We start from the raw sequence: 25,533 nt of genomic DNA on the forward strand, positions 1-25,533 counted from the left end.
GGCTTCTTCCCCATGAGTCAGTATGTCCTGCGTCGCCTCCTGATTGCCGTTCCGAGCCTGCTGGCGATTTCGCTGGTGCTGTTCGTCGTGCTCGCGCTCGCCCCCGGCGATCCGTTCTCCGAACTGGCCACCAATCCGAACGTGCCGCCCGAAGTGCAGGCGGCACTGCGGGCCAAGTTCGGTCTCGACGATCCGATCTACCTCCGCTACCTGCACTGGCTCAACGCCATGCTGCACGGCGACTGGGGCTTCTCCTTCGTCAGCCGGATGAACGTCGACACGCTGATCCTGCAGCGCCTGCCCGCGACACTCTACGTCATCGGCTCGGCGCAGATCCTGGCCCTACTGATCGCGATTCCGGTCGGCGTCTATGCCGCGACCAGGCCGTATTCGCTGTTCGACCAGATCGCGAATACGCTCGCCTTCGTCGGTTTCTCGCTGCCGACCTTCTTCACCGGCATCCTGTTCATCCTGATCTTCTCGGTCACGCTGGACTGGCTGCCTTTCGTCTACACCACCGACATCAAGGCCACCGGCATCCGCTGGGTGCTGGAGATGATCCGTCAGGCGATCATGCCGGTGGCCGTGCTCGGCCTGTTCCAGGCGGCGTCGATGACGCGCTTCGTGCGCTCGGCGATGCTCGACGTCATCCGGCTCGACTACGTCACCACGGCGCGGGCCAAGGGCCTCGGCCAGACCAAGGTGATCATCAAGCACGTGATGCGCAACGCCATGATCCCCGTGGTCACGCTGATCGCGTTGCAGATGCCCGCGGTGTTCGGCGGCGCCATCGTCACCGAGCAGATCTTCCGTATTCCCGGCATCGGCTCGCTGCTGATCTCCTCCATCCTTTCCAACGACACGCCGGTGGTGATGGCCGTCACCTTCGTCTTCGCGTGCCTCGTGGTGCTGTTCAATCTCATCGCGGACGTGCTTTATGGCTGGCTTGACCCTCGCATCTCCCTCCGCTGAGCGGCGCGCCTATTCGCCCTGGCGCGAAGCATGGCGGCGTTACAGCCGCCACCGGCTCGCGGTGGTCAGCGCTGTCCTGCTCCTCATCCTGGTGCTCGCCGTCGTGCTTGGGCCGTTCGTGTGGCGTGTGAAGATCAACGAGATCGACATCGTCGCGGGCCTGCAGGGTCCGTCGCTCGCCCATCCCTTCGGCACCGACGATCTCGGCCAGGACATTCTGGCGCGCATGATCTATGGCGGCCGCATCTCGCTCGCGGTCGGGCTCGCCGCGATGCTGGTCGCTGTCATCATCGGCACGGTGATCGGCGCGCTCGCCGGTATGTCGCGCGGCCCGCTCGGACACGGATTGATGTGGCTCACCGACCTGTTCCTGTCGCTGCCGCAGCTGCCGCTGCTGCTGCTGCTGATCTATCTGTTCCGCGACGGGCTGAAGCAGGTGTTCGGGCCCGAAGGCGGCATCTTCATCTTGATCGTGCTCGTGATCGGAGGTCTGCGCTGGATGCCGGTGGCGCGGCTGGTGCGTGCCCAGTTCTTGTCGCTCCGCGAAAAGGAGTTCGTCGAAGCCGCCCGTGCGCTCGGTGCCAGTCCGGTGCGGCAGGTGGTACGGCACATCCTGCCCAATGCGGTCGGCCCGGTGATCATCGCCGGTACCATCGACGTCGCCGCCGCGATCATCGCGGAATCGACGCTGTCCTTCCTCGGCCTCGGCTTCCCGCCGGATACCCCGACCTGGGGCCGGCTGCTGTTTGACGCCAAGGATTTTCTCGACATCGGCCCGCACTGGGCGCTGTTTCCGGGCGGCGCGATCTTCGTCGCGGTGGTGGCCATCAACTTCATCGGCGACGGTCTGCGCGACGCGCTCGATGCGCGACGGGTGATCTGATGGCGCCGCTGCTCGAGATCAAGGGCCTGAAAACCCACTTCTCCACGGACGACGGCATCCTCCAGGCCGTCGACGGTGTCGACATCTCCATCAACAAGGGCGAGACGCTCTGCGTCGTCGGCGAATCCGGCTGCGGCAAGACCGTGACCGCGATGTCGATCCTGAAGCTGATCGCAATGCCGCCGGGCCGGATCGCGGCGGGCCAGATCATCTTCGAGGGGCGCGATCTGGTGCCGCTGACCAGCAACCAACTCGACGAGATCAGGGCGAAGGAGATCGGCTTCATCTTCCAGGAGCCGATGACCTCGCTCAATCCGGTGCTCACCATCGGCGAGCAGATCGCAGAGAGCCTGCGGCGGCACGAAGCGGTGACCAGGAAGCAGGCGCTCGAGCGCACCATCGAGATGCTGAAACTGGTGCAGATCCCGAACGCCGAAGGCCGCGTGCACAATTATCCGCATCAGTTTTCCGGCGGCATGCGCCAGCGCGTGATGATCGCGATGGCGCTCGCCTGCAAGCCGAAGCTGATCATCGCCGACGAGCCCACCACCGCGCTCGACGTCACCATCCAGGCGCAGATCCTCGACCTCTTGCAGGACATGAAGGACCGCTTCGGCATGGCGGTGATGCTGATCACCCATGCCATGGGCGTCGTCGCCGAGACCGCGCAGCGCGTCGTCGTGATGTATGCCGGCAAGGTGGTGGAGGAGGCGCCCGTCGACGATCTCTTCGGCGATCCCCGTCACCCCTATACGCAAGGCTTGATCCGCTCGATCCCGCGCATCGATCTCGACAGCGAGCACAAGACGCGGCTCGAGGCGATCGGCGGCTCTGTGCCGATCCTGATCAACCCGCCGGCCGGCTGCCGCTTCGCGCCGCGCTGCAAGTTCGCCATGAATGTCTGCACCGAGAAGGAGCCGCTGCTGCGCGAGATCGCGCCCGGTCACCGCATGGCCTGTCATCTCGGAGATACCAGCGTGGGAGCCGCGTCATGAGCGAGCCCTTGCTCCGCGTCAGCGGCCTGAAGAAACATTTCCCGGTGCTCGGCGGCCTCTTGTCGCGCCAGGTCGGCACCGTCTATGCGGTCGACGGCGTGTCGTTCTCGGTCAACCGCGGCGAGACGCTCGGCCTCGTCGGCGAATCCGGTTGCGGCAAGTCGACGACCGGGCGCTGCGTGCTGCGCCTGATCGAGCCGACCGACGGCGAGGTCACCTTCGACGGCCAGGACGTACGCAAGCTCGGCGGCAACAATCTGCGCGCGATGCGGCGGAACATGCAGCTGGTGTTCCAGGATCCGTTCGCCTCGCTCAATCCGCGCATGACGGTCGGGGCCATTCTCGGCGAGGCCTTTACCATCCACAATCTCGCCTCCTCCTCGAAAGAGCGCGAGGAGCGCGTTGCGGGGCTTCTGGTCAAGGTCGGGCTCAAGGCCGAGCACATGCGGCGCTATCCGCATGAATTCTCCGGCGGCCAGCGCCAGCGCATCGTGATCGCGCGCGCGCTCGCGGTCGAGCCGAAGCTGATCGTCTGCGACGAGCCGGTCTCCGCGCTCGACGTGTCGATCCAGGCCCAGGTCATCAACCTGCTGGAGGACCTTCAGGCCGAGCTGAACCTGACCTATCTGTTCGTCGCGCACGATCTCTCGGTGGTCGAGCACATCTCCGACCGCGTGGCGGTGATGTATCTCGGCCGCATCGTCGAGCTCGCGAAAGCCAGCGACCTCTACCGCAACCCGCAGCATCCCTACACCAGGGCGCTACTGTCGGCGGTGCCGGTGCCAGATCCAAAACTCAAGCGCGAGCGCATCCGCCTCAAGGGCGACGTGCCGAGCCCGATGAAGCCGCCCTCCGGGTGTCACTTCCACACCCGCTGCCCGATCGCCCAGCCACGCTGCGCGGAAAGCGCGCCGCCGCTGAAGGAGGGCGCGGGCGGCCATTTCGTGGCGTGCCATCTGGCGTAGTGCTATGAATCCGTAGACGGCCGATCAGCTCACGCGCTTTTCGCGGGCCATGCTATCACCTGGCCCGACATCACCAGCCGGTCTCGGCCGCTCTCCTTGGCGACGTAGAGCGCACGGTCGGCGGCGGCGACCAGCGTACTAGAGTCCATCGCGGTCTGGGACGGAAGAGCCGCGGCGCCGCCGATGCTCGCAGTCACCAGCCGCGAAGGCGGATTTTGCGCGTGCAGCATGGCGAGATCGAGCAGCGCCTGGCGAATCGCTTCGCCGACCTCGGCGCAGCCTTCAGGACCGGTGTTCGGCAGCAGCACGGCGAATTCCTCGCCGCCATAGCGCGCCGCGAGGTCGGCCGGACGCCTGGCCTGGGCGGATAAAATCCGGGCCAGCGCGCGCAGGCAGGCGTCGCCCGCCAGATGCCCATAGAGATCGTTGAATTTCTTGAAATGATCGACATCGATCAGTAGCAGCGAGAGCTGGGTTCCGTCGCGCCGAGCCCGCGCCCATTCGTCGGCAAGGTGGTCGTCGAAGGCGCGACGATTGGCGAGGCCGGTGAGACCGTCAGTGATTGCCAGCGAGGCGAGCCTGTCCTGAAGATCCTTCTGCTCGGTCATGTCGCGCACGACCGCGACGACGCCGTCGATCACGCCGCTGTCGGACGCCACGGTGACGTGTAGCGCCGCCTCGGCCCAGATCTCGCCTTTGTCGCGATGACGCTGCCGATAGACGAACCGCGCTTCCTCCGCCTCGCCATTCTTCAGCGCGGCGATGGCCTGCTCAACTCGTTCCATGTCGTCGGCGTGAATGCCGGCCAGGGCCGAGGTGCCCATCAGTTCTTCGGCCGACCAGCCGGTGATGCGCGCGCAGGCGGGAGAGACGTAGAGCAACCGGTTATCCAGCCCGATGCGGGTCACCATGTCGCTGGATTGCTCGGCCAGCAGGCGGAAATTGGCTTCCTTGGCGACCAGGGCCTGTGCCGTGCGCTGCCGCTGCAGCAACTGACGGACCAGATAGTAGCCGATCACCGCGATCAAGAGGACGAGTCCGAGGACGAAGCTCATGCGTGCTGCTGCCGCGCGTCGCCAGGGGGCGAGCACGTCGGCCTGCGACTTGCTCGCCAGCACCATCAGGGGATAGCGGCTGCTGCGCTGGTAGTAGCTCAGCCGCTCCGCGCCATCGAGCGGCGATTTGAAGTAATAGACCGCTGCGGCGGGGCGGCTTTTCCAGCTTCTGAACAAGGGCGCATCGGACAGGTCGCGTCCGACGAAGGCGCCGCTCTCGTCACGGCTGCGCGCCAGCATGATGCCGCTGTCGTTGAGCAGAGATGCCGAGCCGTTCGGCCCGATGTCGAACCGCTCGTAGAATTTGACGAAATAGCTGACGTCGATCGTGAGCAGGGCGACGCCGGCGAAGCCGCCGTCGGAATCGTTGATCCGGCGGGATGCGGTGACGATCCACTGACCGCCGGAGCGGCTCTTGACGGGTCGCCCGATCAGCGTGCCCGTGTCCGTAGAATCGCGATGGCGTTGGAAATATTCACGGTCGCTGTTGTTGAGCTTGGAGAAATCGAGGTGCTCCGTCGTGGCGAGCCAGCGGCCGGTCGCATCATAGATGAAGATGCCGCGGATGCGTTCCGATGATTTGCGGGTGGGCAGATAGGCCTGGAGCTTCATGATCGTGTCCGGGCCCATCCCGTCGATCTCGAGCCGGTGGACCAGCCCGACGAGAATCGTATCGGCAAGCTCGAACGTGTCGTCCGCGTGCTGGATCAGCGACTGAGCGAGGTTGGTGACGTCGATTTCGGCGTTCCTCAGATCGGCGTTGCGCGCCTCCCATTCGCGCCACGCACTCAGGCCGAGGATAGCCACGCAAGTCAGCACGACGAATCCGGCCGCCCAGAGCGGAAGGCGCGTCTTGCCGAGTTCGCGGCTTGTGACCATCAGGCTTGCTCCAAATCGGAGCAAACCTCTCACTTTCGCCTTAACGGCTTGTTGCAATATCCGCGATGATTGTGCGGGGTCTGTACTCGACCGGGAACATGGCCGACATCGAGTTCCACTCTCGTCGGCCCGCTTTCATGGTGGTGTCGCCGCGCGATGGGCGGCCTGACGTCTCATCCTTCCAACGTGAAGCCGACGCGCAGCGTCACCTGAAAATGACGCACGGCGCCGTTCTCGACATGGCCGCGCGTTTGCACGACCTCGAACCATCTTATCTCGCGAACGGTCTTGGAGGCGCGGCTGATGGCGTTCTTGATCGCATCCTCGATCGAGGTCTCGGATGATCCGACGAGGTCCAGGATCTTGTAGACGTGATCGTGCTCGGCTGTGGGCATGGCCTTCCCTCATTTGGTATATTGCCATCCGAAACATGCGTATGGCGGAACGTGCGCAGGCGAGCGTGCCTGGCCCACGGTCTGAACGGTCGTGGAAGCTTCGGGTTCCTTGCTCCGCGATGGCCCGCATGCACCAGGCGAGGTGGAGCGGCCGGCGCCGGCCTGCTAAGCGCTGGGTATGGACACGGCGCGACGCGACAGGACGATCGGCTCTCTCTGCCTGTGCGTAACGGCGTTCGGCTGGGCTTTGAACTGGCCGCTGATGAAGCTGCTGCTGCAGCAATGGCCGCCTTTGTTCGCGCGCGGCCTTGCGGGTGTTTGCGCCTCGCTCATTCTCGGCACCCTGGTGCTGATCCGGAAGGAATCCTTCGCCGTCCCGCGCGAGGCGGTGCCGCGCCTCTTGTTTGCGGCCTTCACCAACGTCTTGGCCTGGATGGGTCTCGGCACGGTCGCGATGAAATATGTGAGCGTGAGTGAGGGCGCGCTGCTCGCCTATACGATGCCGATCTGGGCGATGCTGTTCGCCTGGCCGGTGCTGCACACGCGGCCGGCGCGACGAGATGTTCTCGGGCTTGTCCTCGGCATTGCCGGCGTCACGCTGCTCCTGAGCGGCGACGGTCTTGCGTTCAGCACCGACAAGCTGGTCGGCATTGCGCTCGCACTGCTCTGCGCCATCCTGTTCGCGCTCGGCAATGTGCTCAACCGCAAGCCGCTGCCGATGCCGCCGCTGGTCGTCGTCGCCTGGCAGGTCGGGCTGGGCTGCGCCACGATGCTGGTCCTCGGCGTGCTGTTCGAGCGCCCTGACGTCACCGCCATCACTCCGCTGGGGCTCGGCTGCTTCGTCTACATGACGCTGGTGCCGATGGGCCTCTGCTACGTCACCTGGTTCGAGACGCTGCGCCGTCTGCCCCCAACCACGGCGTCGACCGGCATGCTGATCGTGCCCGTGATCGGCGTCGTCTCAGCGGCGATCATTCTCGGCGAGCCGCTCGGCTATCGCGAATGGACGGCGATGGCGCTCACGCTCGGCGGCGTGACGCTGGCGTTGCAGCGGGGGTAGCAGAGCGCGCTGGCTCGCACCTACGGATCCAGCTCCGTATCCCAGTACAGATAGTCCAGCCAGCTGTCGTGCAGATAGTTCGGCGGAAACAGCCGGCCGTTGCGGTGGAGCTGGTGCACGGTGGGCGCGAACGCGGTCTGGCGCGGAAACATTTTGGACTGCGCCGGTGTGAGATTGCCCTTGCGCAAATTACACGGCGAGCACGCCGCGACCACGTTCTCCCAGGTGGTCTGGCCGCCTTTGCTGCGCGGGATGATGTGATCGAAGGTGAGGTCTTCGGGCGAGCCGCAATATTGGCAGGCGAAACGATCGCGCAGGAAGACGTTGAAGCGGGTGAAGGCGGGGTGGGTGGTCGGCTTGACGAAGGATTTGAGCGAGACGACGCTGGGCAGCTGCATTTCCAGCGTGGGACTTCGAACCGCCTGATCGTAATGTGCGACGATGTTGACGCGGTCGAGGAACACCGCCTTGATCGCGTCTTGCCACGACCACAACGACAGTGGGTAGTAACTCAGCGGCCGGAAGTCCGCATTCAGCACCAACACCGGCCAACTGCCTTGCGAGACATGTGCGTTCAAGTAACGCTCCCGGCCTCCAATATACGCTGCGAAGCAGCATGTAGTGACATACTACATGCAGCGTGACGGGATTGTGAAGCCCGTTGAGCGACTTATTCAAGCGCAAGCAATGCGGCGGCGGGGTGGCAAACGGGCTCAAAAAGCCGCGATCCAGGGGGCGCGCGGAACCGCCCCAGCATGGGCTGCCGTTGCCATGGCAGCTACTCCCGTACCCGCTCCAGCTTCTGCAGGCAGCGCGTCGCGCGCACCGCGGCCGGCATCTCCTCGTCCGGAAAGCTGGTCTCCCAATTGGTGACGCCGACCTCGCCGACATAGATATCGCCCTTCGAGTCCAGCGCGATGCCGTGCGGCGCCAGGAATTTGCCGCTGGCGACGCCCGGCCCCTCCTCGCCGCCGAGCCGCGCGATGCGATTTCCCTTGGTGTCCACGATCGACAGCCGCGGGCCGAGATTGGGTACATTGCGGTTGATGGCGAGGCCGGGGCCGAGCTCGCCGATCACGAAGGTCGGGCTCTTGGCCCCGCCGCAACAGCACAGCGCGCAGGGTCGGTGCAGATTGTTCCACTGCGTCTCGTATTTGCCCTCGCCGTCGAACACCTGGACGCGGTGGTTCTCGCGATCGGCGACATAGACCCAGCCGTCGGCATCGGTGGCGATATTGTGCACGATGTTGAACTGACCGGGATCAGTGCCCGGCTCGCCCCAGCTCTTGATCAGCTTGCCGTCGGGCGTGAATTTGTGCACGCGCGCATTGCCATAGCCGTCGGAGACGTAGATCTCGCCCTTCGGCGACAGCGCGGTGTGGGTGCAGCGGTGGAACGGCTCGCCGCTCATGAACGGCGCCGGCTTTGCAGGAATGCCGATAGTCAGCAGCACCTTGCCGTCAGTGGTGCATTTGCGCACGGTATGGTCGCCGTCGTCGGTGCAATAGAGATTGTCGTCGGCGTCGATATGCAGGCCGTGCGCGCGCGAGAACAGGCCTTCGCCAAAACTGCGCAGGAAATTGCCCTCGCGGTCCAGCACCACCATCGGGTGGGCGCCGCGGTTGAAGACGTAGACGCGGTCCTTGCTGTCGACCGCCACCGAGGCGACGTCGGTGAGCTGCCAGCCGTCCGGCAATTTCGCGAAGTTGTCGACGACGCGGTAGCGGTGCTCGCCGGTGCCGAGAATGGCTGGCATTGATCTCTCCTCTTGTCATTCCGGGGCGCGCGAAGCGTGACCTATGATGCGCAATTGCGCATCTGAGAATCCATTGGGCAGCATACTCTGTGGTTAGATGGATTCCGGGTTCGCGCTTCGCGGGCCCCGGAATGACGGCTGTAGCTATATTCGTGCCAAAATCCCTTCCTCGATCGCCTTGATCTGCAGCGCCAGATATTTCGAGTTGATCCGGCATTGCGCCAGGCTCCCGGCGATGAACCAGAGGCCGGGCTGCCTGGTGCGCGCATACATGTTGCGCAGCTCGAAGCCTTCGCCAAAACCCCAGATCGGCCCGACGCGGTCGGCGATGCCGTCGCCGAACAGCTTGCGCACCAGATATTCCTGCGGCTTGTAGCCGGTCGAGAGCACGACCAGGTCGGCGGTAATGATCGAGCCGTCCTTCATCCGCGCGCCCTCACCGTTGAAGCTTTCGATGTCGGAGAACTGCCTGAGGCTGATCTTGCCCTCGACGATCAGGTTGGAGCAGCCGACGTTGAAGTAATAGCCGCCGCCGCGGGTGAGGTATTTGAACTGCCAGCCGGTGCCGGCTTCGCCGAAATCGAGCTTGAAGCCGACGCGGGCGAGGCCGTCGAGTAGCTCCTTGTCGAGCTGCTTGGATTGCTCGGTCAGCATCACATGCGTCTTCTTCGCGAGCGGCGTCGGCATCGAGGCCGCAATCAGATCGTTGTCCTCGAGCGTGCCCTCGTTGTAGGTCGCGTAGGCCAGCTGCGCCGACGGCTCGATGTTGGTGACCAGCGTCGGCGAACGCTGCACCAGCGTCACCTCGGCGCCGCTGGAATGAAGATCCTGCGCGATGTCATGACCGCTGTTGCCGGTGCCGATGACGATGGCGCGCTTGCCGGTCCAGTTCTCGCCGTCCTCGTAGCCGCTGGAATGCACCAGCGTCCCCTTGAAATTGTCGAGGGTCGGAATGTCGGGAATGTTGGCGATGCCGCTGACGCCGGTCGCCATGATCACATGGCGCGGATGCATGGTGCGCTTGCTGCCGTCGGCGCGTCGCAGCGTGACGGTCCAGTGGCCCTTGGCCTCGTCATAGGCGCCGCCCTCGAACTCGGTGCCGGTCCAGAAGTTCAGCTCCATCGCATCGACATAGGCCTCGAACCAGTTGGCGAGCTTGTCCTTGGGGATATAGACCGGCCAGTTCGGCGGAAACGGCATATAGGGCAGGTGATTCACCTGCACCTGGTTGTGCAGGGTCAGCGCGTGATAGCGCTTGCGCCAATTGTCGCCGATCCGCATCTCGCGATCGACGATCAGGGTGTCGACCTTCAGCTGCTTCAGCCGCGCGGCAATCGCGAGCCCGGCCTGGCCACCGCCGACCACCAGCACGGCCGGATCGTGATCGGCATAGGCGCGCGCAGCGTTGCGCTGGTCGAGCCAGTTCGGCCCGCGGAAGTCGCGCGAATAGGCCTGGCCGCGCGGGCGCGAGGTGCCGAGCTGTTCCTCGAAGCCCTTGAGTTCGTCGAGCGCGGTCAGCAGCGTCCAGGCCTTCAGGCGGTCGCCGTCGGCAGTATCAGGCACGAGCCGTACGATGCCGTTGCCGCGACCGAGCGCGGTCTCGAAGTTGAAAATCGCCTCGATGCAGTTGGTGCCGGCCCGCGTCACCCAGCGCGGCGGGGCCCGGTTCGGAGCGAGCTTGAAACTGATCGGCTCTGCCTTGGACGCGAGCGCGGCCAGCGCTTGCGCAATCGTCTCGCGCCCGGCGAGCGTTTGCAGGTTCCAGCTCAGCGCCAGCACGTCGCGCCAGAAGCCGTCGGCGAGGAAGAGCGGGCCCAGCGTCGCGGGATCAGGTCTGCTTAAGGTGCGCTCGAAGTCGTCGAGCCAGGCCTGTGCGGCGATGGAAATATCCTGCGTCCGGTCCAGCATGCGCGACCTCATGGCCGTCTTCGCGGCGTTTCCTCAGAGATCGAACGCTATACGGTTTCGCCGCCCGCCAAAAGCCGCGGACCTGAGCGAGGCCGGCATGCGGCCCTGCCCGGACGGAATATGGCCCGGAATTCCGCACGTGCGGACGCGGCCGGAGAACGACTTAAGCGCCGGCCGGCCTGTGGTCCGCCCAATAGGGGTCGCGCAGCTTGCGCTTGAAGATCTTTCCGGTTGCCTCGCGGGGCAGCGCATCCAGGAACTTGACCTCCTTCGGCACCTTGAAGTTGGCCAGACGCTCGCGCAAGAAAGCCTGCACCGCGGCGGCGGAGAGCTGCTCGGCCCTGTCGGGCTCGATGCAGGCGCACAGCCGCTCGCCATATTCCGCGTCGGGGATGCCGAACACGGCGCAATCGCGCACGCCGGGCATCGCGATCAACACGTTCTCGATCTCGGCGGGATAGATGTTGACGCCGCCCGAGATCACCATGTCGCGCTTGCGGTCGCACAGGAACAGATAGCCGTCCTCGTCGAGATAGCCGACGTCGCCGACGCTGACGAGACCGTCGCGCCCGGCCTCGGCGCGCGCCTGCGCCTTGCCGTGATAGTCGAAATCGGGCACCGCGGTCTGGCGCATATAGATCTCGCCGACCTCACCAGCATCGCAGAGGCTGCCGTCGTCGCGAAAGATCTTGACGATGCCACCTTCGATGGCGCGGCCGACCGTGCCGGGCTTCTTCAGCGCCTCTTCGGCCGAGTGCCAGACCGGGATGCCGGTCTCGGTCGAGCCGAAATATTCGTTGATGACCGGTCCCCACCACTCGATCATGGCCCGCTTCACCTCGGGCGGGCAGGGCGCCGCGCCGTGCACGACGAAGCGCAGCGACGACAGGTCGTAGCGCTGCCTGACCGCTTCGGGCAGGCGCAACAGGCGCACGAACATGGTCGGCACCATGTGGATATGCGTCACACGGTGGCGCTCGATCAGCGCCAGCAGCTCCTCGGCGTCGAACCGCGGCTGAAGCACGATGGTGCAGCCGTTGCGGAAGGCCATCATGCTGTAGGAATGCGGCGCCGAGTGATACATCGGACCGTTGATCAGCACGACCTGGTCCTCGCGCGGCTTGATGCCGTAGGCGATCGCGCCGACGCGCTCCGAGGCGGCGGCCTGCTCCGGCGGCATCGGCATGCGCCGCACGCCCTTCGGCATGCCTGTGGTCCCCGACGTGTAGATCATCGCCGCCGCCCGGCGCGGCGGCTCCTCTGTTTCCGTGTGGCCGTCGCGCCAGCGGTCCCAATCGGTCAGGCCCGAAGAGACCTCGGTCAGCTCACGGGGAATGGCGAAGGTCGCCGCCAGCTCGGGCGGGGTTGCGACCACGAGCAGGCGGACATCCTCCGGAATGCCGCCGCGGATTTGTGGCAGCAGGTCGGCGTGGCAGATCAGGATCTTCGCGCCGCTGTCGGTCAGGATGTAGCGGACCTCCTCGGCCTTCAGGTGCCAGTTGATCGGCACCACGGGGCTGCCCAGTGCGGCCGAGGCCGCGACCACCTCGAACAAGGCGAAGTCGTTGCGCAGCATCATGGCAACGGGCGCACCTTCGGCAAGGCCGAGGGTGCGCAGCCCGCTCGCCGCGCGTCTGATGCGCGCCTGGATTTCGTCATGGCCGATCCGGCGTTCGCCGCTGATGATCATGGTCATTCCCATTCCGTTGGAATCAGCGATCGTCCAGCACGTCGCCGAAGCCGACCCAGCTCTTGCCGTTGAAGCGCCGCAGCTGCAGCTGCTGGAACGGCAGATAGTCGTCGGCGGCGGTGCTGACGGATATGCCGGGCAGCAGCAGCGGCAGCTTCACCTCTTTCAGCGAGGCGGACTGGCGCATGATGTTGTCGCGGCTGAAATCGTCCTTGCACGCCTTCAGTACCGTCATCAGGAGCGTCGCGTAATGGTAGCCGGCCGCATAGTTGGAGTTGGAGAGGTCCGCGTTCGGCATGTACTGCTTCATGAAGGCGAAATACTCCTTCACGCCGGGATCGCTGGCCCATTGCGGGTCCATCGTGTCCTTCTGGTTGCTCGACGAGATCAGGCCGACGGCGTTGTCGAGCCCGGCCGGCTCCAGGAACGAGATCGACGAGGCCGAGGTCGGCACGAAGAACAGCTCGGGCTTCCAGCCGAGCTCGGCGACGCCTTTGATCATCTGCGAGGTGAACTTGCCGAGCACGACGCCGAACAGCACGTCGGCGCCCGATGCCTTCAGGGTCGAGAGCTGCGAGCTGATCGTCGGCGCGCTGGTCTCGTAGGTCGCTTCCGCAACGATCATGCCGGCAGCCTTGTCGCCGAGCGCGCGCTTGAAGCCGGCGACGTAGTCGCGGCCGAAATCGTCGTTCTGGGAGAGGATGGCGATCTTGGCGCCCGGCTTGGTGCGCAGCACGTGCTTGGCATAGACCACGCCTTCGGATTCATAGGCGGCCATGCCGGGCATGGTCCATGGATATTTCTGCGGATCGGCCCATTTGGTCGCGCCGGAAAGCACGAACAGCTGCGGCACCTTCTTGCCGTTGAGGTAGCGATGCACGGCGCTGTTGGTGGCGGTGCCGAGCGAGCCGAACAGCATCAGAACTTCGTCCTGCTCCACCAGCTTGCGGGTCTGCTCGACCGTCTTCGGCGGCGAGTAGGCATCGTCCAGCGTGATGAACTTGACCTTGCGGCCGTTGATGCCGCCTTCGGCATTGATCTTCTCGAAGAACGCCTCCTGCGTGCGGCCGATCGCGCCGAAGCCGGAGGCCGGGCCGCTATAGGGCAGGGTCTGTCCGATCCGGATCTCCGTGCCTTCGGCGTGGGTGCTGTCCGTGGCGAGTGCCAGCAGGGACAGACCGATCAGTGCGGCTGCCAGCTTCATGATATCCTCCCGTTTGTGTTGTCAGTTGGAGACGTCAGGCGCTGACGCGCATCAGGAAATCCTGCCTCGCCTGATCGAATTCACGCTTCATGCGGTCGACGAGCTCCGCAACGGGCGGGGCATCGGTGATCTGGCCGATGCCCTGGCCCGATCCCCAGATGTCGCGCCACGCCTTGGATTTCATGTTGCCGCCGGAGCCGAAATTCATCTTCGATTTATCGGCGGCGGGGAGGTTGTCCGGATCGAGGCCGGCGGCAGCGATCGACGGGCCGAGATAATTGCCGTGCACGCCGGTGAACAGGTTGGTGTAGACGATGTCGTGCGCGGCGTGCTGCGTCAGCGCCGATTTGTAGGCTTGGTCGGCATTGGCTTCCTGCGTCGCGATGAAGCGCGTGCCCATATAGGCGAGGTCGGCGCCCAGCGTTAGCGCCGAGGCGATGCCATAGCCGTCGCTGATCGCGCCCGACAGCAGGACGGCGCCGTCAAACCATTGCTTGACCTCGCGCACCAGCGCGAAGGGCGACAGCGTGCCGGCGTGTCCGCCCGCACCGGCGCAGACCAGGATCAGGCCGTCGACGCCCTGTTCGGCCGCTTTGCGCGCGTGCTTGACGTTGATGACGTCGTGGAACACCAGCCCGCCATAGGAATGCGCGGCCTCGACGATCTCAGCAGGCGGCCGCAGCGAGGTGATGATGATCGGCGCCTTGTGCTTGACGCAGGTCTCCATGTCCTTCATCAGCCGGTCGTTGGAGGCATGGCAGATCTGGTTGACGGCGTAGGGCGCGACCTTCTTGCCGGGATTGCGCGATTTGTACTCGCCGAGCTCGTCTTCGATCCGGCTCAGCCATTCGCCGAGCTTCTCGACCGGACGGGCATTGAGCGCGGGAAAGGAGCCGACGACGCCCGCCTTGCACTGGGCGATCACCAGTTCCGGGCCGGAGACGATGAACAGCGGCGAGCCGACCACGGGCAGCTCGAGCGAATCCTTCAAGAGATTGGGCAGTGCCATCATGTCCTCCCGAAACGCGGCCCCGCCGGCGGGCGGATCACGAGGCGTTTCCGTTTTGATTGTCGCGCGGGCGGATGGGCCGCCCGTGGCCGCGGATTTGACCCCATTATAAGGTTGGACGGCGCCGCCCGGGCCGTTCAATAATGAACGGACGATCATTCAGGTATGAACAGGGCCGCCGATGGATTGGGACCTTTGCAAGACCTTCGTCGCGGTCGCCGATACCGGCAGCTTCACCGCCGCCGCCCGCCGCCTGCACACCAGCCATCCCACCGTCAGCCGCAAGATCGCAGCGCTGGAAGCCCAGCTCGGCACCAGATTGGTGGCGCGGGCTGCCGATGGCCTGGCGCTGACCGCGGATGGACGGACCTTGCGCGAGCACGCCGAGGCCATGGCGGCCGCAGCGCTGCGGGCCGAAACCGCAGTGGCGGCGGGTGGACACAAGGCGCGCGGCATCGTCAAGCTGTCGATCGGCGCGACGCTGGCCTCGCACTGGCTGATGCCGCGCTTGCCAGCCTTCCTGCGCGCGCACGATCATATCCAGCTCGAGATCATCACCCATCCATTTCCGGCGAGCGTGCGCCGGCGTGAGGCGGACGTGGTGCTGCGGCCCTTCGATACCGGGGAGGAGAACCTGGTCGGCCGCAAGATCGGCCGTCTCGGCACCGGCTTCTATGCCTCGCGCGATTATGCCGCCGGGCGGTCCCTGCCGGAAAGGCGCGGCGATTGGAAGGAGCACAGCGTCATCGGCTTCGCCGACCAGACGTCCAATGCGCAGCTTGCGCGCTGGAGCGACGTCGTCACGCGGCAGGCAAGGGTGGCGATGCGCTGCTCGTCCCAGGGGGACATGCTGGCGGCGGTCCGCGCCGGCATCGGAATCTCCGCGCTGTCGTGCTTCGTCGCCGAAGCCTATTCCGATCTCGTGCGCGTCGCCCCGCAGAAGCTCGCCAGCGTTGCGGATCTCTGGCTGCTGGCCCATCCCGACCTCGTCGAGCTGCCGGCGGTGCGCGCCGTAATCGAATTCGTCGCCGAATGCGCCCGGACCGACCGCGCGCGGCTGCGGGGTTAGCCCGATTCCGCGAGCACGCCCTCGCGCTTCTTCACCGCGCGGTAATAGCTCCACCACAGATGCGCCGCCGCACCGCGCAGCGGACGCCAGGGCTCGGCAATCGGCGCCATCTGCTTCTCCGTCGGCCGCGCCTTGAGGCCGAGGCCGATACGGATGCCTTCCTGCACGGCGAGGTCGCCGGCCGGCCAGGCATCGCCGTGGCCGAGGCAGAACAGCAAGTAGAGGTCGGCCGTCCAGGGGCCGATGCCGGGCAGCGCGATCAGGGTGTGATGCGCGGCGTCGGCATCCTCCTCGGCGAGCACGTCGAGATTCAGCCGCTGCGCGGCGATCTCGCGGGCGAGATGCTTGAGCGTCTTGATCTTGGCGGCGGAGAGGCCGAGCCGCCCCAGGCGGTCGGCGCGGGCGCGGCGCACGGCGTCATGGTCGAGCGGATCGAATGCGGCCGACAGCCGCCCCCAGATCGCCGCGGCGCTCGCGGTGGAGAGCTGCTGCCCGCAGACGATGTGCGCGAGCCCCGTAAACCCCGGCTCGCGCCGCCGCAACGCCGGCATGCCCGCGATCTCGAGCACGGGCTTGAGGCGCGGATCGCGCTTGATCAGCGCGTGGACGGCCTCTTCGAGATCGGACTGGGTTTCGAGGTGGATGGTCATGGCGTCATCAGCTTGCCGCAATGCGGATTTGGCGTCCTGTGGACGGCTTAGGACGATAGGATTAAGACCATACTATCGGAATCCCGGAAGCGTTCGATGACTTTGAGAAGTATTCCCGTGGAGATGGACGGCAAAAAAGTCGCCTTGATCGATGCCATGCTGGATCGCGTCGTCGAGGAACACCGAGTCTTCCTTCCACTGGCCATCGAAAGCGGAAGCCGAGCTTGGGGGTTTGCGTCTCCTGATAGCGACTATGATTGTCGTTTTGTCTATGTGCGCCGCGCGATGGATCACATTACGCCGTGGGTCAGCCGCGACGTCATCGAACTCCCCTTCGAGGGAGATCTTGACGCCAACGGTTGGGATTTGCGCAAGGCGCTCCAGCTCCTGTTGAAGGGTAATGCAGTGATCGTGGAGTGGCTGTGCTCGCCCGTCGTTTATCGCGGACGAGCATGGTTTCGCGATGAATTTCTGGCCTTTGCCAGAGAGGCTGCGAGCCGGGAGGCGATCTGCCGACATTATCTTCATCTCGGCGAGCGTCAGCGACGGGTTTATTTCGGCGATGGGACGAGCGTTCCGCAAAAGAAGATCTTCTACGCGCTTCGACCCGCGGCCGCTTTGCGATGGCTGCGCATGCGTCCGGAGGAAGCCGTCGCGCCGATGAATTTCCCCACCCTCATGAAGGAGTGTGATCCGCCGGACGAATTGAAAGCGGAGATTGCCGGTCTCATGGAGCGGAAGGCGATTTCGCACGAACTCGGCTCAGCCACGTTGCCACGCGCGGTGGCCAATTTCGTCGATTCGGAATTCGAGCTCGCGCGCGGAGCATTCGAAGGAGGTGGGGCGAGTGCATCGGAAGAATTGGTCCTTCGGGCAGAGCAGTTCTACCGTGGCGTCGTGGAGCGCCTCGAAGGGGAGAACGGCGTCAGCTTCCCGTTCCAACCTGCATGATGCTACCCGTTTTCCGATTCGCCCCCAGCCCGAACGGCTTCCTGCATCTCGGCCACGCCTATTCCGCGCTGCTCAACTTCGATCGTGCGCGAGAGACGGGGGGGCGGTTGTTGCTGCGGATCGAGGACATCGACGCGACGCGGTGCCGGCCGGAGTTCGAGGCGGCGATCTACGAGGATCTCGCCTGGCTTGCGATTGCCTGGGAGACCCCGGTGCGGCGTCAATCCGAACATCTCGCCGATTATCGCGCTGCGCTGGACAAGCTCTCTGCGCTCGGTCTCGTCTATCCCGCCTTCGAAAGCCGGGCCGAGATCGCAAGGCTGGTGGCGGCGCGCGAGGCCGGCGGGCCGTGGCCACGTGATCCCGACGGCGCGCCGCTTTATCCGGGCGAAGCCAAATCGCTCTCGGCTGACGCGCGCGCGCAGCTGATCGCCTCGGGCGCGCCCTATGCGCTGCGGCTCGACATGGCGGCCGCCTGCGGCCGCGCCGCCGGCCTGAGCTGGAACGAACTCGGCGAGGGGCCGGACGGCGAGCGCGGCATCATCCCGGCGCGGCCGGAGGCCTGGGGCGATGTCATCCTGGCCCGCAAGGAGACGCCGACCAGCTACCATCTCTCGGTGGTCGTCGACGACGCGCTCCAGGGCGCCAGCGAGATCGTGCGGGGCCAAGACCTGTTTTCCGCCACGGCGGTGCACCGCTTGCTCCAGGTTCTGCTCGGCCTGCCCGAGCCGGTCTATCGCCATCACCGGCTGATTCGGGATGAGGCGGGCCGGAAGCTGTCGAAATCGAGCCGCTCGACCGGTCTGCGCGAATTGCGTTCGGCCGGCCTCACGCCTGCCGCGATCCGCCGGCTGGTGGGATTAGGTTAAGTTTCTCTGGGGGTTAGCGAAACGTCGCCGTGACTCCGGGCGTTCCTCCGTGCCATGCTTGGCCAGCGCGGGGTTCGAAGAGGGTACTTCGAAGGGGATTCATGGCGGCGAAGACGCGTCCAGTGCGCACCACCCGGACGTCCAGGCGGCGGCCGCTTCGGAAGCGGCCCAAGGCGGCCGGCCAGTTGCGCAAGCGCAGCACCAAGGCGGCTGCGCCTGATGTCGTCCAGGCGGCGCTGGCCGCGTTTGCCCATGAGGTCCGCACCCCCCTGACCGGCATTCTCGCGATCAGCGACCTGCTCGCGACCTCCGATCTCGGCGAGCGGGAGCGGCGCTGGGCCGACACCATCAAGGCCGGCGCCGAGCATCTGGCGAGCCTCGCCACGCTGTTCGTGGATGCTGCCAGAACGGAGAAGGGCGGCAGCACGCCGCGCCAGGATCTGTTCGATCTCAAGGCGCTCGCCCGCACCGCCGGCGATTCCCTGGCCGGCCGCGCCGCGGCCAAAGGTCTCCAGGCCAAGGTCGAGATCGCCGACAAGATCCCAGGGCTCGTGGTCGGTGATTCCGTCCGCCTGCGCGCCGCGCTCGAGAACCTGATCGACAACGCCGTGAAATTTACCGACCAGGGCGGAGTGGCCCTCGCCGTCGAGCCGTGGCGTCCCGCCAAAGGCAAAGCAAAGGGCAGGGTCGGCGTCGCTTTCGCCGTGTCCGACAGCGGCATCGGCCTGACCATGGCCGAGATCAAGCGGCTTTTCCGCCCGTTCACCCAGGCCAATGTCACCATTGCCGCGCGCTTCGGCGGCGCCGGCTTGGGGCTCTCCTCGGTCAAGCAATTGGCGCGGGCGATGGGCGGCGACATCACCGTCGCTCCGCGCCGCGGTGGCGGCGCCACCTTCACATTGACGGTGTCGCTGGACTTGGCGGGACGGGGCAAGACCCGCAAGGCAAAGGACGGCAGCGAGCCCGAGGCGGCCGCTGCGCTTCGCGTTCTCAGCGTCGAGGACAATCCGTTCGGCCGCGTCGTGCTCAACACCATCCTGACCGAGCTCGGCCATCACGCCGAGTTCATCGGGCGCGGCGAGGACACCGTGAACCGGCTGGAGCAGGGCGCATTCGACGCGGTGCTGATGGACATGGTGCTGCCGGGCATCGACGGCATCGAGGCCATCCGGCGGATCCGCAGGCTGACAACGCCGCTGGCTCGGATCCCGATCATCGGCGTGTCCGGCCGCGGCGAGGACGAGGCCGCCTCGCGCGAAGCCGGGGCCGACGCCTTCCTGGTCAAGCCTGTGTCTCCGAGGGCTTTAGCGACTGCGCTGCTTGAAGCGACACGCCGTGAGGAAGCCGCGACTTGATGATCGCGGCATTGAGCTCGCCGCCGTAAACGAAGATCGCGGCGATGAAGTACAGAAACACCAGCGCGATGATCACCGAGGCGAGCCCCGCATACATGGTCACGTAGTTGTTGGCAAAGCGGGCCAGGTATTGGCCGAACACGATGCTGGAGATCAGTGACGCCACGATGGTGAAGACGATGCCGGGCAGTATCTGCAGGAAGCTGCGCCGTCCCGCCGGCAGCCAGGCGTGCAGGATGATCAGCGCCACCACCAGCGCGCCGATGGAGATGCCGTAGCGCACCCAGGTGAGGATGCTCTCGTTGGATTCGACGAACAGCGGAATGTGGCGCCGCGCCGCCTCGATAATGAGCGGACCGAGCACGATCAGGAACGCCATAGCGAGCGCCGTGAAGGCCGCAATGATCGTATAGGCAATCGACTCCAGCCGAAGCCAGTACCAGCTTCGCATCTCCACCACCGCATAGGCGCGGTTGAGCGCCACCCTGAGCGCCTCGACGCCGTTCGAGGCGAAATAGACCGACAGCGCCGCGCCGATGGTCAAAAGGCCGGTCCGGGTGGTGGTCAGCACGTCATGCACCTCGCCCGAGATCGAATCGGCGACCTGCTTGGGCCAGACCTGGAGCATCAGGCTGGCGGCCTGGTCGGCGAGTTCCTTGGAGCCGAAGAAGCCGGCGAGCGCGGTCAGCACGATCAGGAATGGGAACAGCGCCATCAGCGTCGAGAGCGCGATGTGGCTCGCGATCGCCCAGCCGTCATCGGCGAGGAACGTGTAGAACGCGTCCTCAGCGACGCAGTAGATGTAGCGGATGGCTTTCACTTGGCACCTACGCCGCTGCTGTCTCCTTCTGAACGTAGGGAGAGGCCAGGAGAACAAGCAATGGGCGCAAATCGAAAAATCATCGCGCTACCATCTGATATTCTTGGCCCAAAAGCCAGTTCGCGAAGCCCCCTTTGTCATTCCGGGGCGCGCGCAGCGCGAGGCCGGAATCCATCTAGCCGCGGCGCAAGTGGCGCGATGGATTCCGGGCTCGACGCGCCGGGTCTCGCTGCGCTCGATCCCGCCGCATCGCCCCGGAATGACGAGCTGGGGAGATGGCGGACCGGCACACACGGTGTTATCTACCCTCAAATGGCATCTTTCCTGAGTACTTTCATCCTGCCGGCCGCAGCCGGCGCCGTGGCGCTGGTGCTGCTGCTCGGGCTCATCAACATGATGCGCGGCGGCTCGCCCAACACCTCGCAGAAGCTGATGCGCTGGCGCGTGCTGCTTCAGTTCGTGGCGATCATCGTCGCGATGCTCGCGGTCTGGGCGATGGGACGCTGATCATGGTGGTGCTGAACCGCATCTACACGAAGACCGGTGACGATGGCACGACGGCGCTCGGAACCGGAGAGCGGCGTCCGAAATACGATCTGCGAATCGAGGCCTATGGCACCGTCGACGAGACCAACGCGGCGATCGGCGTGGTCAGGCTCTACACCGCGGAGATGCCCGAGCTCGATGCGATGCTCGGCCGGATCCAGAACGATCTGTTCGATCTTGGTGCCGATCTCGCCGTGCCGGAGCGGGAAGGCAAGGCCGAGCGGCTGCGGGTGGTGGCGAGCCAGGTCGAGCGGCTCGAGCGCGACATCGACGCGCTCAACGACAAGCTCGCGCCGCTGACCTCCTTCGTGCTTCCCGGCGGCACGCCGGCCGCGGCCCATCTGCATGTGGCGCGCACGATATGCCGCAGGGCGGAACGCGTGATCGTGGAACTGGCGGCCCAGCCGGGCGAGCCGGTCAGCGCGGCTGGCATCCAATATATGAATCGCCTGTCCGACTTTCTCTTCGTGGCCAGCCGGGTCGTGAACGGCAATGGCGCCGGCGACGTGCTCTGGGTTCCCGGCCAGAACCGCTGACCCATCGCGCTCGGCGCATTTCAGAAGGCCAAAATTAGACCCGTTCGCGCGTTGACCGGGGCAGATCAGGCCTTTAGGTTCCGCGCCAGTTGATAACCCCCCTCCCAAATTGAGTGAAAGAGGATCGATGAAGGTCTTAGTGCCGGTAAAGCGGGTGGTCGATTACAACGTCAAGGTCCGCGTCAAGGGCGATGGATCGGGCGTTGAACTCGCCAACGTCAAGATGTCCATGAACCCCTTCGACGAAATCGCTGTCGAGGAAGCGCTGCGCCTGAAAGAAGCCGGCAAGGCCACCGAGGTCGTGGTGGTCTCGATTGGACCTGCGCAGGCGTCCGAGACGATCCGCACCGGTCTTGCCATGGGCGCCGATCGCGGCATCCTGGTGAAGGCGGACGGCACCGTCGAGCCGCTCGCCGTCGCCAAGATCCTGAAGAAGGTTGCGGACGAAGAGCAGCCGGGCCTAATCATTCTCGGCAAGCAGGCGATCGACGACGACTCGAACCAGACCGGCCAGATGCTGGCCGCGCTGCTCGGCTGGTCGCAGGCGACCTTCGCCTCCAAGCTCGAGGTCGAAGGCTCCGACTTCAAGGTGACGCGTGAAGTCGATGGCGGTCTGCAGACCGTGAAGCTGAAGGGACCGGCGATCGTCACCACCGATCTCCGCCTCAACGAGCCGCGCTACGCCTCGCTGCCCAACATCATGAAGGCGAAGAAGAAGCCGATCGCGGAGAAGACGGTCGCCGATTACGGCGTCGACATCGCCGCGCGTCTCGAAGTTCTGAAGACGGCTGAGCCCGCGGGCCGCAAGGCCGGAGTCAAGGTCAAGGACGTCGCCGAGCTGGTGTCGAAACTCAAGAACGAAGCCGGGGTGCTCTGATGACGACGCTTCTGATTGCCGAACACGACAATGCGTCGCTCAAGGACGCCACCAACAAGGCCCTGACCGCAGCTGCCGCGCTTGGCGCGGATGTCGAGGTGCTGGTCGCCGGCCAGAACGCCAAGGCCGCGGCGGATGCCGCTGCCAAGCTCGCTGGCGTGAAGAAGGTGCTGCTCGCCGATGGCGACCTCTACGCGCACGATCTCGCCGAGCCGCTGGCTGCGCTGGTGGTGTCGCTGGCGTCCGGCTATGACGCCATCGTCGCGCCGGCGACCTCGCGCTTCAAGAACGTGATGCCCCGCATCGCCGCTCTGCTCGACGTCATGCAGGTCTCGGAGATCACCAAGGTGGTCGCGCCCGATACCTATGAGCGCCCGATCTACGCCGGCAACGCCATCCAGACAGTGAAGTCGAAGGACGCCAAGAAGGTCATCACGGTCCGCACCTCGACCTTCGCCGCAGCAGGCGAGGGCGGCAGCGCCCCGGTCGAGACCGTGGCGGCGGCGGCCGATCCGGGCCTGTCGACTTTCGTCGGTGAGGAAGTCGCCAAGAGCGATCGCCCCGAGCTGACCTCGGCCAAGATCATCGTCTCCGGTGGCCGCGCCATGCAGAGCCGCGAGAACTTCGCCAAGTACATCGAGCCGCTCGCGGACAAGCTTGGGGCCGGTGTCGGTGCCTCGCGCGCCGCGGTCGATGCCGGCTATGCGCCGAACGACTGGCAGGTCGGCCAGACCGGCAAGGTGGTGGCCCCCGAGCTCTATGTTGCGGTCGGCATTTCCGGCGCGATCCAGCATCTGGCCGGCATGAAGGACTCCAAGGTGATCGTTGCGATCAACAAGGACGAGGACGCGCCGATCTTCCAGGTCGCCGATTACGGCCTAGTGGCCGATCTCTACCAAGCGGTTCCGGAGCTGACGGCCGAACTCGGCAAGCTCGGCAAGTAAAAGGCATCGAAAACACCGGCCGGAGGTATAAACTCCGGCCGGTGCTGCGTTTCTGAGGCGTTTTCTTTGGCGTGGGCGCGCCTTGGAGACGATCCAATCTAGGTTTCGAGCCAAGGTTCTGATTAAATCGGACCTCCCGGCTCGAGGGGAAAGGCAGGGCGCGCCCCCCGCGCGCCGTTCCGGTGGATGACAATATGGCGGCAGTGATCAAGAAGGTCGGCGTGATCGGCGCGGGTCAGATGGGCAATGGCATCGCGCATGTCGCGGCGCTCGCTGGCTTCGACGTGGTGCTCAACGACGTTTCGGCCGACCGCCTCAAGTCGGGCATGGCCACCATCAACGGCAATCTGGCGCGTCAGGTCTCCAAGAAGGCCGTCACCGAGGACGACAGGGCCAAGGCGATTGCGCGTATCAAGCTAGCCGAGAAGCTGGACGATCTCGCCGATTGCGACCTCGTCATCGAGACCGCGGTCGAGAAGGAAGAGGTCAAGCGCAAGATCTTCCACGAGCTCTGCGCCGTATTGAAGCCGGAGGCGATCGTCGCCTCCGATACGTCCTCGATCTCGATCACGCGCCTCGCCGCCGCCACCGACCGCCCGGAGCGCTTCATCGGCATTCACTTCATGAATCCAGTGCCGTTGATGGAACTGGTCGAGCTGATCCGCGGCATCGCCACCGACGACGCCACCTTCGAGACCGCCAAGGACTTCGTCGGCAAGCTCGGCAAGCAGGTCGCGGTCTCCGAGGATTTCCCGGCCTTCATCGTCAACCGCATCCTGCTGCCGATGATCAACGAGGCGATCTACACGCTGTATGAAGGCGTCGGCAACGTCGAGGCGATCGACGCGGCGATGAAACTGGGCGCCCACCATCCCATGGGTCCGCTTGAGCTTGCCGATTTCATCGGGCTCGACACCTGCCTCTCCATCATGCAGGTGCTGCACGAGGGGCTAGCCGACTCCAAGTACCGCCCGTGCCCGCTGCTGGTCAAATACGTCGAGGCCGGCTGGCTCGGCCGCAAGACCCAGCGCGGCTTCTACGACTACCGCGGCGCCAAGCCGGTGCCGACGCGGTAAGGTGGCCTTGTGCCCCGGACGCAGCGCGGAGCGCCGCAGAGCCGAGGCCCAGGAACCGCGCGCTGAAGGCTAGGTCCCGGCTCTGCGGTGCGTCACTTGCGTGCCGCCCCTTGTCCGGGACACGATTGCCCGTACTGCTCCATGACAATTCATGTCGCGTTAACCTCTCGCGCCTAGGTTACGGCCGGTACGAGGGTTCGCGTAATGGACATGATGGCAATGGTCAGCAGCATGCTGGCCGCACAGCAAGGCGCGCTGCAGTCGAATATCGCGGCGACGCTGACCAAGCAGAACGCGGATATGGAGAAATCCACCGTCCTGACGCTGCTCGGCACCGGCCAGCCCTCGCTCGCCAATGTCGCCCCCGGCGTCGGCGGCAATCTCAATGTGACGGCCTAAACCCTTAAAGCGCCGCGGCGGCCTTGCCGGTTGCCGCGCGGATCAGCTTGAGCGCGTCCTCACTCGCCCATTCCGCCGGCCCCGCGATCGTCGCGATTTCACACCCCTGCGGGTCGACCAGCACGGAGGTGGGCATGCCCAGTGCCCGTCCCACGGCCTTAAGATCCTGGAACACCTTGGCTTTCTGGTCGCTGAAATAGGCGAGCCGGGTCAGGTTGGCCTCTTTCAGGAAGGTTTTCGGCTTCTCCAGGTCGCGAGTGTCGATGTTGATCGCCACCACCTCGAAATTCGGGCCCGATAGCTTGCCCTGGAGCTCGTCCAGCGCCGGCATCTCCTTGCGGCAGGGCACGCACCAGGTGGCCCAGAGGTTCACCAGCAGGGTCTTGCCGCGGAAGTCGGACAGCTTCTTCGGCTTGCCCTCGGCATCCTCGAAGGTGAGGTCGGGCAGCTTCAGCGGGGCGCTTGCCATGGTCAGCGCCGCCACCTCGCCATGGGCGAGCGGGGCGATCTTCTGCGCCGTCGCCACCGCCGCCTTGCAGGTCGGATCGCCCAAGGGCGCCCGGCTCGGGCCGAGCCCGTACAGCGCGGCGAAGCCGGCCAGCCCGACGATCGCCACGGCGGCGATGACGATGGGGATGCGGCGCGTGGCGGAGGGCTTCTGGTCGAGCAT

At 65.4% G+C, this 25,533-nt stretch carries 26 protein-coding genes; 15 read left to right on the forward strand and 11 right to left on the reverse strand.

All coding sequences use genetic code 11. The annotated features are described in order from the left end of the window. Positions 1-12: 12 nt before the first annotated feature. The 4 genes from I6F33_RS01190 to I6F33_RS01205 are packed head-to-tail and all read left to right on the forward strand — an operon-like array spanning position 13 to position 3,815. Positions 13-972, forward strand: a complete 960-nt coding sequence (locus tag I6F33_RS01190) for an ABC transporter permease (RefSeq protein ID WP_225140765.1) — start codon at positions 13-15, stop codon at positions 970-972. Further along, the gene (locus I6F33_RS01195) at positions 938-1,855 is read left to right on the forward strand and encodes an ABC transporter permease (RefSeq protein WP_225140766.1); all 918 of its coding nucleotides are present in this window, start codon (positions 938-940) and stop codon (positions 1,853-1,855) included. The genes I6F33_RS01190 and I6F33_RS01195 overlap by 35 nt, the downstream gene beginning before the upstream one ends. Beyond that, complete coding sequence (locus I6F33_RS01200; protein WP_035996773.1) at positions 1,855-2,850, forward strand: ABC transporter ATP-binding protein; 996 nt, start codon at positions 1,855-1,857, stop codon at positions 2,848-2,850. The genes I6F33_RS01195 and I6F33_RS01200 overlap by 1 nt, the downstream gene beginning before the upstream one ends. After that, positions 2,847-3,815, forward strand: a complete 969-nt coding sequence (locus I6F33_RS01205) for an ABC transporter ATP-binding protein (RefSeq protein ID WP_225140767.1) — start codon at positions 2,847-2,849, stop codon at positions 3,813-3,815. Before I6F33_RS01200 ends, I6F33_RS01205 begins: the two co-directional genes overlap by 4 nt. 29 nt (positions 3,816-3,844) lie before the next feature. Here I6F33_RS01205 and I6F33_RS01210 read toward each other — a convergent pair whose 3' ends face one another. After that, entirely contained in the window at positions 3,845-5,749 is a 1,905-nt protein-coding gene (locus I6F33_RS01210; protein WP_036020705.1) for a diguanylate cyclase, read from the reverse strand. 173 nt (positions 5,750-5,922) lie between these two features. Then, entirely contained in the window at positions 5,923-6,144 is a 222-nt protein-coding gene (locus I6F33_RS01215; protein WP_036020706.1) for a dodecin, read from the reverse strand. A 178-nt stretch (positions 6,145-6,322) separates the two neighbouring features. Here I6F33_RS01215 and I6F33_RS01220 point away from each other — a divergent pair, with 178 nt between their 5' ends. Next, the gene (locus I6F33_RS01220; RefSeq protein WP_225140768.1) at positions 6,323-7,204 is read left to right on the forward strand and encodes a DMT family transporter; all 882 of its coding nucleotides are present in this window, start codon (positions 6,323-6,325) and stop codon (positions 7,202-7,204) included. 20 nt (positions 7,205-7,224) lie between these two features. On the opposite strand, the gene I6F33_RS01225 is transcribed toward I6F33_RS01220, so the two are convergent. The 6 genes from I6F33_RS01225 to I6F33_RS01250 form a co-directional block, all read right to left on the reverse strand. Then, positions 7,225-7,782, reverse strand: coding sequence for an HNH endonuclease (locus I6F33_RS01225; RefSeq protein ID WP_057028390.1), 558 nt, complete (start codon positions 7,780-7,782; stop codon positions 7,225-7,227). 200 nt (positions 7,783-7,982) lie between these two features. Then, positions 7,983-8,960, reverse strand: coding sequence for a peptidyl-alpha-hydroxyglycine alpha-amidating lyase family protein (locus tag I6F33_RS01230; protein ID WP_225140770.1), 978 nt, complete (start codon positions 8,958-8,960; stop codon positions 7,983-7,985). 144 nt (positions 8,961-9,104) lie between these two features. After that, positions 9,105-10,868 (reverse strand): NAD(P)/FAD-dependent oxidoreductase, encoded by a 1,764-nt coding sequence (locus tag I6F33_RS01235; RefSeq protein ID WP_225140772.1) that lies wholly within the window; start codon positions 10,866-10,868, stop codon positions 9,105-9,107. 163 nt (positions 10,869-11,031) lie between these two features. After that, a complete protein-coding gene (locus I6F33_RS01240; protein WP_225141288.1) occupies positions 11,032-12,558 on the reverse strand; it encodes an acyl-CoA synthetase in 1,527 nt (508 codons plus the stop codon). 22 nt (positions 12,559-12,580) lie between these two features. Continuing rightward, positions 12,581-13,762, reverse strand: a complete 1,182-nt coding sequence (locus I6F33_RS01245) for an ABC transporter substrate-binding protein (protein WP_035996813.1) — start codon at positions 13,760-13,762, stop codon at positions 12,581-12,583. Between the two features lie 34 nt (positions 13,763-13,796). After that, positions 13,797-14,771 carry a nitronate monooxygenase family protein gene (locus I6F33_RS01250; protein WP_035996871.1) on the reverse strand — a complete coding sequence of 325 codons (975 nt, stop codon included), beginning with the start codon at positions 14,769-14,771 and terminating at the stop codon, positions 13,797-13,799. Positions 14,772-14,952: 181 nt separating this feature from the next. On the opposite strand from I6F33_RS01250, the gene I6F33_RS01255 reads away from it, so the two are divergent. Then, on the forward strand, positions 14,953-15,840 hold the full coding sequence (locus I6F33_RS01255) for a LysR family transcriptional regulator (protein WP_035996816.1): 888 nt from the start codon (positions 14,953-14,955) through the stop codon (positions 15,838-15,840). Here I6F33_RS01255 and I6F33_RS01260 read toward each other — a convergent pair. Continuing rightward, positions 15,837-16,490 (reverse strand): DNA-3-methyladenine glycosylase, encoded by a 654-nt coding sequence (locus I6F33_RS01260; RefSeq protein WP_057028386.1) that lies wholly within the window; start codon positions 16,488-16,490, stop codon positions 15,837-15,839. The genes I6F33_RS01255 and I6F33_RS01260 overlap by 4 nt on opposite strands. Before the next feature lie 123 nt (positions 16,491-16,613). Between I6F33_RS01260 and I6F33_RS01265 the strand changes: the two genes are divergently transcribed. The 3 genes from I6F33_RS01265 to I6F33_RS01275 all read left to right on the forward strand — a co-directional run bounded on the left by I6F33_RS01265 (position 16,614) and on the right by I6F33_RS01275 (position 19,665). Continuing rightward, positions 16,614-17,441 carry a nucleotidyltransferase domain-containing protein gene (locus I6F33_RS01265; RefSeq protein WP_225141290.1) on the forward strand — a complete coding sequence of 276 codons (828 nt, stop codon included), beginning with the start codon at positions 16,614-16,616 and terminating at the stop codon, positions 17,439-17,441. Continuing rightward, positions 17,438-18,310, forward strand: a complete 873-nt coding sequence (gene gluQRS, locus I6F33_RS01270) for a tRNA glutamyl-Q(34) synthetase GluQRS (protein WP_225140775.1) — start codon at positions 17,438-17,440, stop codon at positions 18,308-18,310. Before I6F33_RS01265 ends, gluQRS begins: the two co-directional genes overlap by 4 nt. 101 nt (positions 18,311-18,411) lie before the next feature. Beyond that, the gene (locus I6F33_RS01275) at positions 18,412-19,665 is read left to right on the forward strand and encodes an ATP-binding protein (protein ID WP_109142242.1); all 1,254 of its coding nucleotides are present in this window, start codon (positions 18,412-18,414) and stop codon (positions 19,663-19,665) included. Here the strand turns inward: I6F33_RS01275 and I6F33_RS01280 are convergent. Next, positions 19,592-20,485, reverse strand: a complete 894-nt coding sequence (locus I6F33_RS01280) for a YihY/virulence factor BrkB family protein (protein ID WP_109142243.1) — start codon at positions 20,483-20,485, stop codon at positions 19,592-19,594. The genes I6F33_RS01275 and I6F33_RS01280 overlap by 74 nt on opposite strands. A gap of 312 nt (positions 20,486-20,797) precedes the next feature. Between I6F33_RS01280 and I6F33_RS01285 the strand changes: the two genes are divergently transcribed. The 6 genes from I6F33_RS01285 to I6F33_RS01310 all read left to right on the forward strand — a co-directional run bounded on the left by I6F33_RS01285 (position 20,798) and on the right by I6F33_RS01310 (position 24,863). Beyond that, positions 20,798-20,992: a twin transmembrane helix small protein gene (locus tag I6F33_RS01285; protein WP_036020744.1), complete on the forward strand. Its 195-nt coding sequence runs from the start codon at positions 20,798-20,800 to the stop codon at positions 20,990-20,992. A 2-nt stretch (positions 20,993-20,994) separates the two neighbouring features. After that, positions 20,995-21,567 carry a cob(I)yrinic acid a,c-diamide adenosyltransferase gene (locus I6F33_RS01290; protein WP_057028384.1) on the forward strand — a complete coding sequence of 191 codons (573 nt, stop codon included), beginning with the start codon at positions 20,995-20,997 and terminating at the stop codon, positions 21,565-21,567. Positions 21,568-21,694: 127 nt separating this feature from the next. Continuing rightward, on the forward strand, positions 21,695-22,444 hold the full coding sequence (locus tag I6F33_RS01295) for an electron transfer flavoprotein subunit beta/FixA family protein (protein WP_157286821.1): 750 nt from the start codon (positions 21,695-21,697) through the stop codon (positions 22,442-22,444). Continuing rightward, complete coding sequence (locus I6F33_RS01300; RefSeq protein WP_036020748.1) at positions 22,444-23,388, forward strand: electron transfer flavoprotein subunit alpha/FixB family protein; 945 nt, start codon at positions 22,444-22,446, stop codon at positions 23,386-23,388. Before I6F33_RS01295 ends, I6F33_RS01300 begins: the two co-directional genes overlap by 1 nt. Positions 23,389-23,582: 194 nt before the next feature. Next, positions 23,583-24,464 carry a 3-hydroxybutyryl-CoA dehydrogenase gene (locus tag I6F33_RS01305; protein ID WP_035996839.1) on the forward strand — a complete coding sequence of 294 codons (882 nt, stop codon included), beginning with the start codon at positions 23,583-23,585 and terminating at the stop codon, positions 24,462-24,464. Positions 24,465-24,668: 204 nt separating this feature from the next. After that, on the forward strand, positions 24,669-24,863 hold the full coding sequence (locus I6F33_RS01310; RefSeq protein ID WP_036020754.1) for a hypothetical protein: 195 nt from the start codon (positions 24,669-24,671) through the stop codon (positions 24,861-24,863). Between the two features lie 4 nt (positions 24,864-24,867). Here I6F33_RS01310 and I6F33_RS01315 read toward each other — a convergent pair whose 3' ends face one another. Next, on the reverse strand, positions 24,868-25,533 hold the full coding sequence (locus tag I6F33_RS01315) for a TlpA disulfide reductase family protein (protein ID WP_225140776.1): 666 nt from the start codon (positions 25,531-25,533) through the stop codon (positions 24,868-24,870).

It is taken from the genome of Bradyrhizobium sp. BRP20 (genome assembly GCF_020194215.1).
GTDB classification, from domain to species: domain Bacteria; phylum Pseudomonadota; class Alphaproteobacteria; order Rhizobiales; family Xanthobacteraceae; genus Bradyrhizobium; species Bradyrhizobium yuanmingense.

What these genes read in the sequence shown, in the direction of transcription:
- I6F33_RS01190 (WP_225140765.1), top strand. Translation starts at nt 13, where the DNA reads ATGAGTCAGTATGTCCTGCGTCGCCTCCTGATTGCCGTTCCGAGCCTG.
- I6F33_RS01195 (WP_225140766.1), top strand. Translation starts at nt 938, where the DNA reads ATGGCTGGCTTGACCCTCGCATCTCCCTCCGCTGAGCGGCGCGCCTAT.
- I6F33_RS01200 (WP_035996773.1), top strand. Translation starts at nt 1,855, where the DNA reads ATGGCGCCGCTGCTCGAGATCAAGGGCCTGAAAACCCACTTCTCCACG.
- I6F33_RS01205 (WP_225140767.1), top strand. Translation starts at nt 2,847, where the DNA reads ATGAGCGAGCCCTTGCTCCGCGTCAGCGGCCTGAAGAAACATTTCCCG.
- I6F33_RS01210 (WP_036020705.1), bottom strand. Translation starts at nt 5,749, where the DNA reads ATGGTCACAAGCCGCGAACTCGGCAAGACGCGCCTTCCGCTCTGGGCG.
- I6F33_RS01215 (WP_036020706.1), bottom strand. Translation starts at nt 6,144, where the DNA reads ATGCCCACAGCCGAGCACGATCACGTCTACAAGATCCTGGACCTCGTC.
- I6F33_RS01220 (WP_225140768.1), top strand. Translation starts at nt 6,323, where the DNA reads ATGGACACGGCGCGACGCGACAGGACGATCGGCTCTCTCTGCCTGTGC.
- I6F33_RS01230 (WP_225140770.1), bottom strand. Translation starts at nt 8,960, where the DNA reads ATGCCAGCCATTCTCGGCACCGGCGAGCACCGCTACCGCGTCGTCGAC.
- I6F33_RS01235 (WP_225140772.1), bottom strand. Translation starts at nt 10,868, where the DNA reads ATGCTGGACCGGACGCAGGATATTTCCATCGCCGCACAGGCCTGGCTC.
- I6F33_RS01240 (WP_225141288.1), bottom strand. Translation starts at nt 12,558, where the DNA reads ATGATCATCAGCGGCGAACGCCGGATCGGCCATGACGAAATCCAGGCG.
- I6F33_RS01245 (WP_035996813.1), bottom strand. Translation starts at nt 13,762, where the DNA reads ATGAAGCTGGCAGCCGCACTGATCGGTCTGTCCCTGCTGGCACTCGCC.
- I6F33_RS01250 (WP_035996871.1), bottom strand. Translation starts at nt 14,771, where the DNA reads ATGGCACTGCCCAATCTCTTGAAGGATTCGCTCGAGCTGCCCGTGGTC.
- I6F33_RS01255 (WP_035996816.1), top strand. Translation starts at nt 14,953, where the DNA reads ATGGATTGGGACCTTTGCAAGACCTTCGTCGCGGTCGCCGATACCGGC.
- I6F33_RS01260 (WP_057028386.1), bottom strand. Translation starts at nt 16,490, where the DNA reads ATGACCATCCACCTCGAAACCCAGTCCGATCTCGAAGAGGCCGTCCAC.
- I6F33_RS01265 (WP_225141290.1), top strand. Translation starts at nt 16,614, where the DNA reads ATGGACGGCAAAAAAGTCGCCTTGATCGATGCCATGCTGGATCGCGTC.
- gluQRS (WP_225140775.1), top strand. Translation starts at nt 17,438, where the DNA reads ATGATGCTACCCGTTTTCCGATTCGCCCCCAGCCCGAACGGCTTCCTG.
- I6F33_RS01275 (WP_109142242.1), top strand. Translation starts at nt 18,412, where the DNA reads ATGGCGGCGAAGACGCGTCCAGTGCGCACCACCCGGACGTCCAGGCGG.
- I6F33_RS01285 (WP_036020744.1), top strand. Translation starts at nt 20,798, where the DNA reads ATGGCATCTTTCCTGAGTACTTTCATCCTGCCGGCCGCAGCCGGCGCC.
- I6F33_RS01290 (WP_057028384.1), top strand. Translation starts at nt 20,995, where the DNA reads ATGGTGGTGCTGAACCGCATCTACACGAAGACCGGTGACGATGGCACG.
- I6F33_RS01295 (WP_157286821.1), top strand. Translation starts at nt 21,695, where the DNA reads ATGAAGGTCTTAGTGCCGGTAAAGCGGGTGGTCGATTACAACGTCAAG.
- I6F33_RS01300 (WP_036020748.1), top strand. Translation starts at nt 22,444, where the DNA reads ATGACGACGCTTCTGATTGCCGAACACGACAATGCGTCGCTCAAGGAC.
- I6F33_RS01305 (WP_035996839.1), top strand. Translation starts at nt 23,583, where the DNA reads ATGGCGGCAGTGATCAAGAAGGTCGGCGTGATCGGCGCGGGTCAGATG.
- I6F33_RS01310 (WP_036020754.1), top strand. Translation starts at nt 24,669, where the DNA reads ATGGACATGATGGCAATGGTCAGCAGCATGCTGGCCGCACAGCAAGGC.
- I6F33_RS01315 (WP_225140776.1), bottom strand. Translation starts at nt 25,533, where the DNA reads ATGCTCGACCAGAAGCCCTCCGCCACGCGCCGCATCCCCATCGTCATC.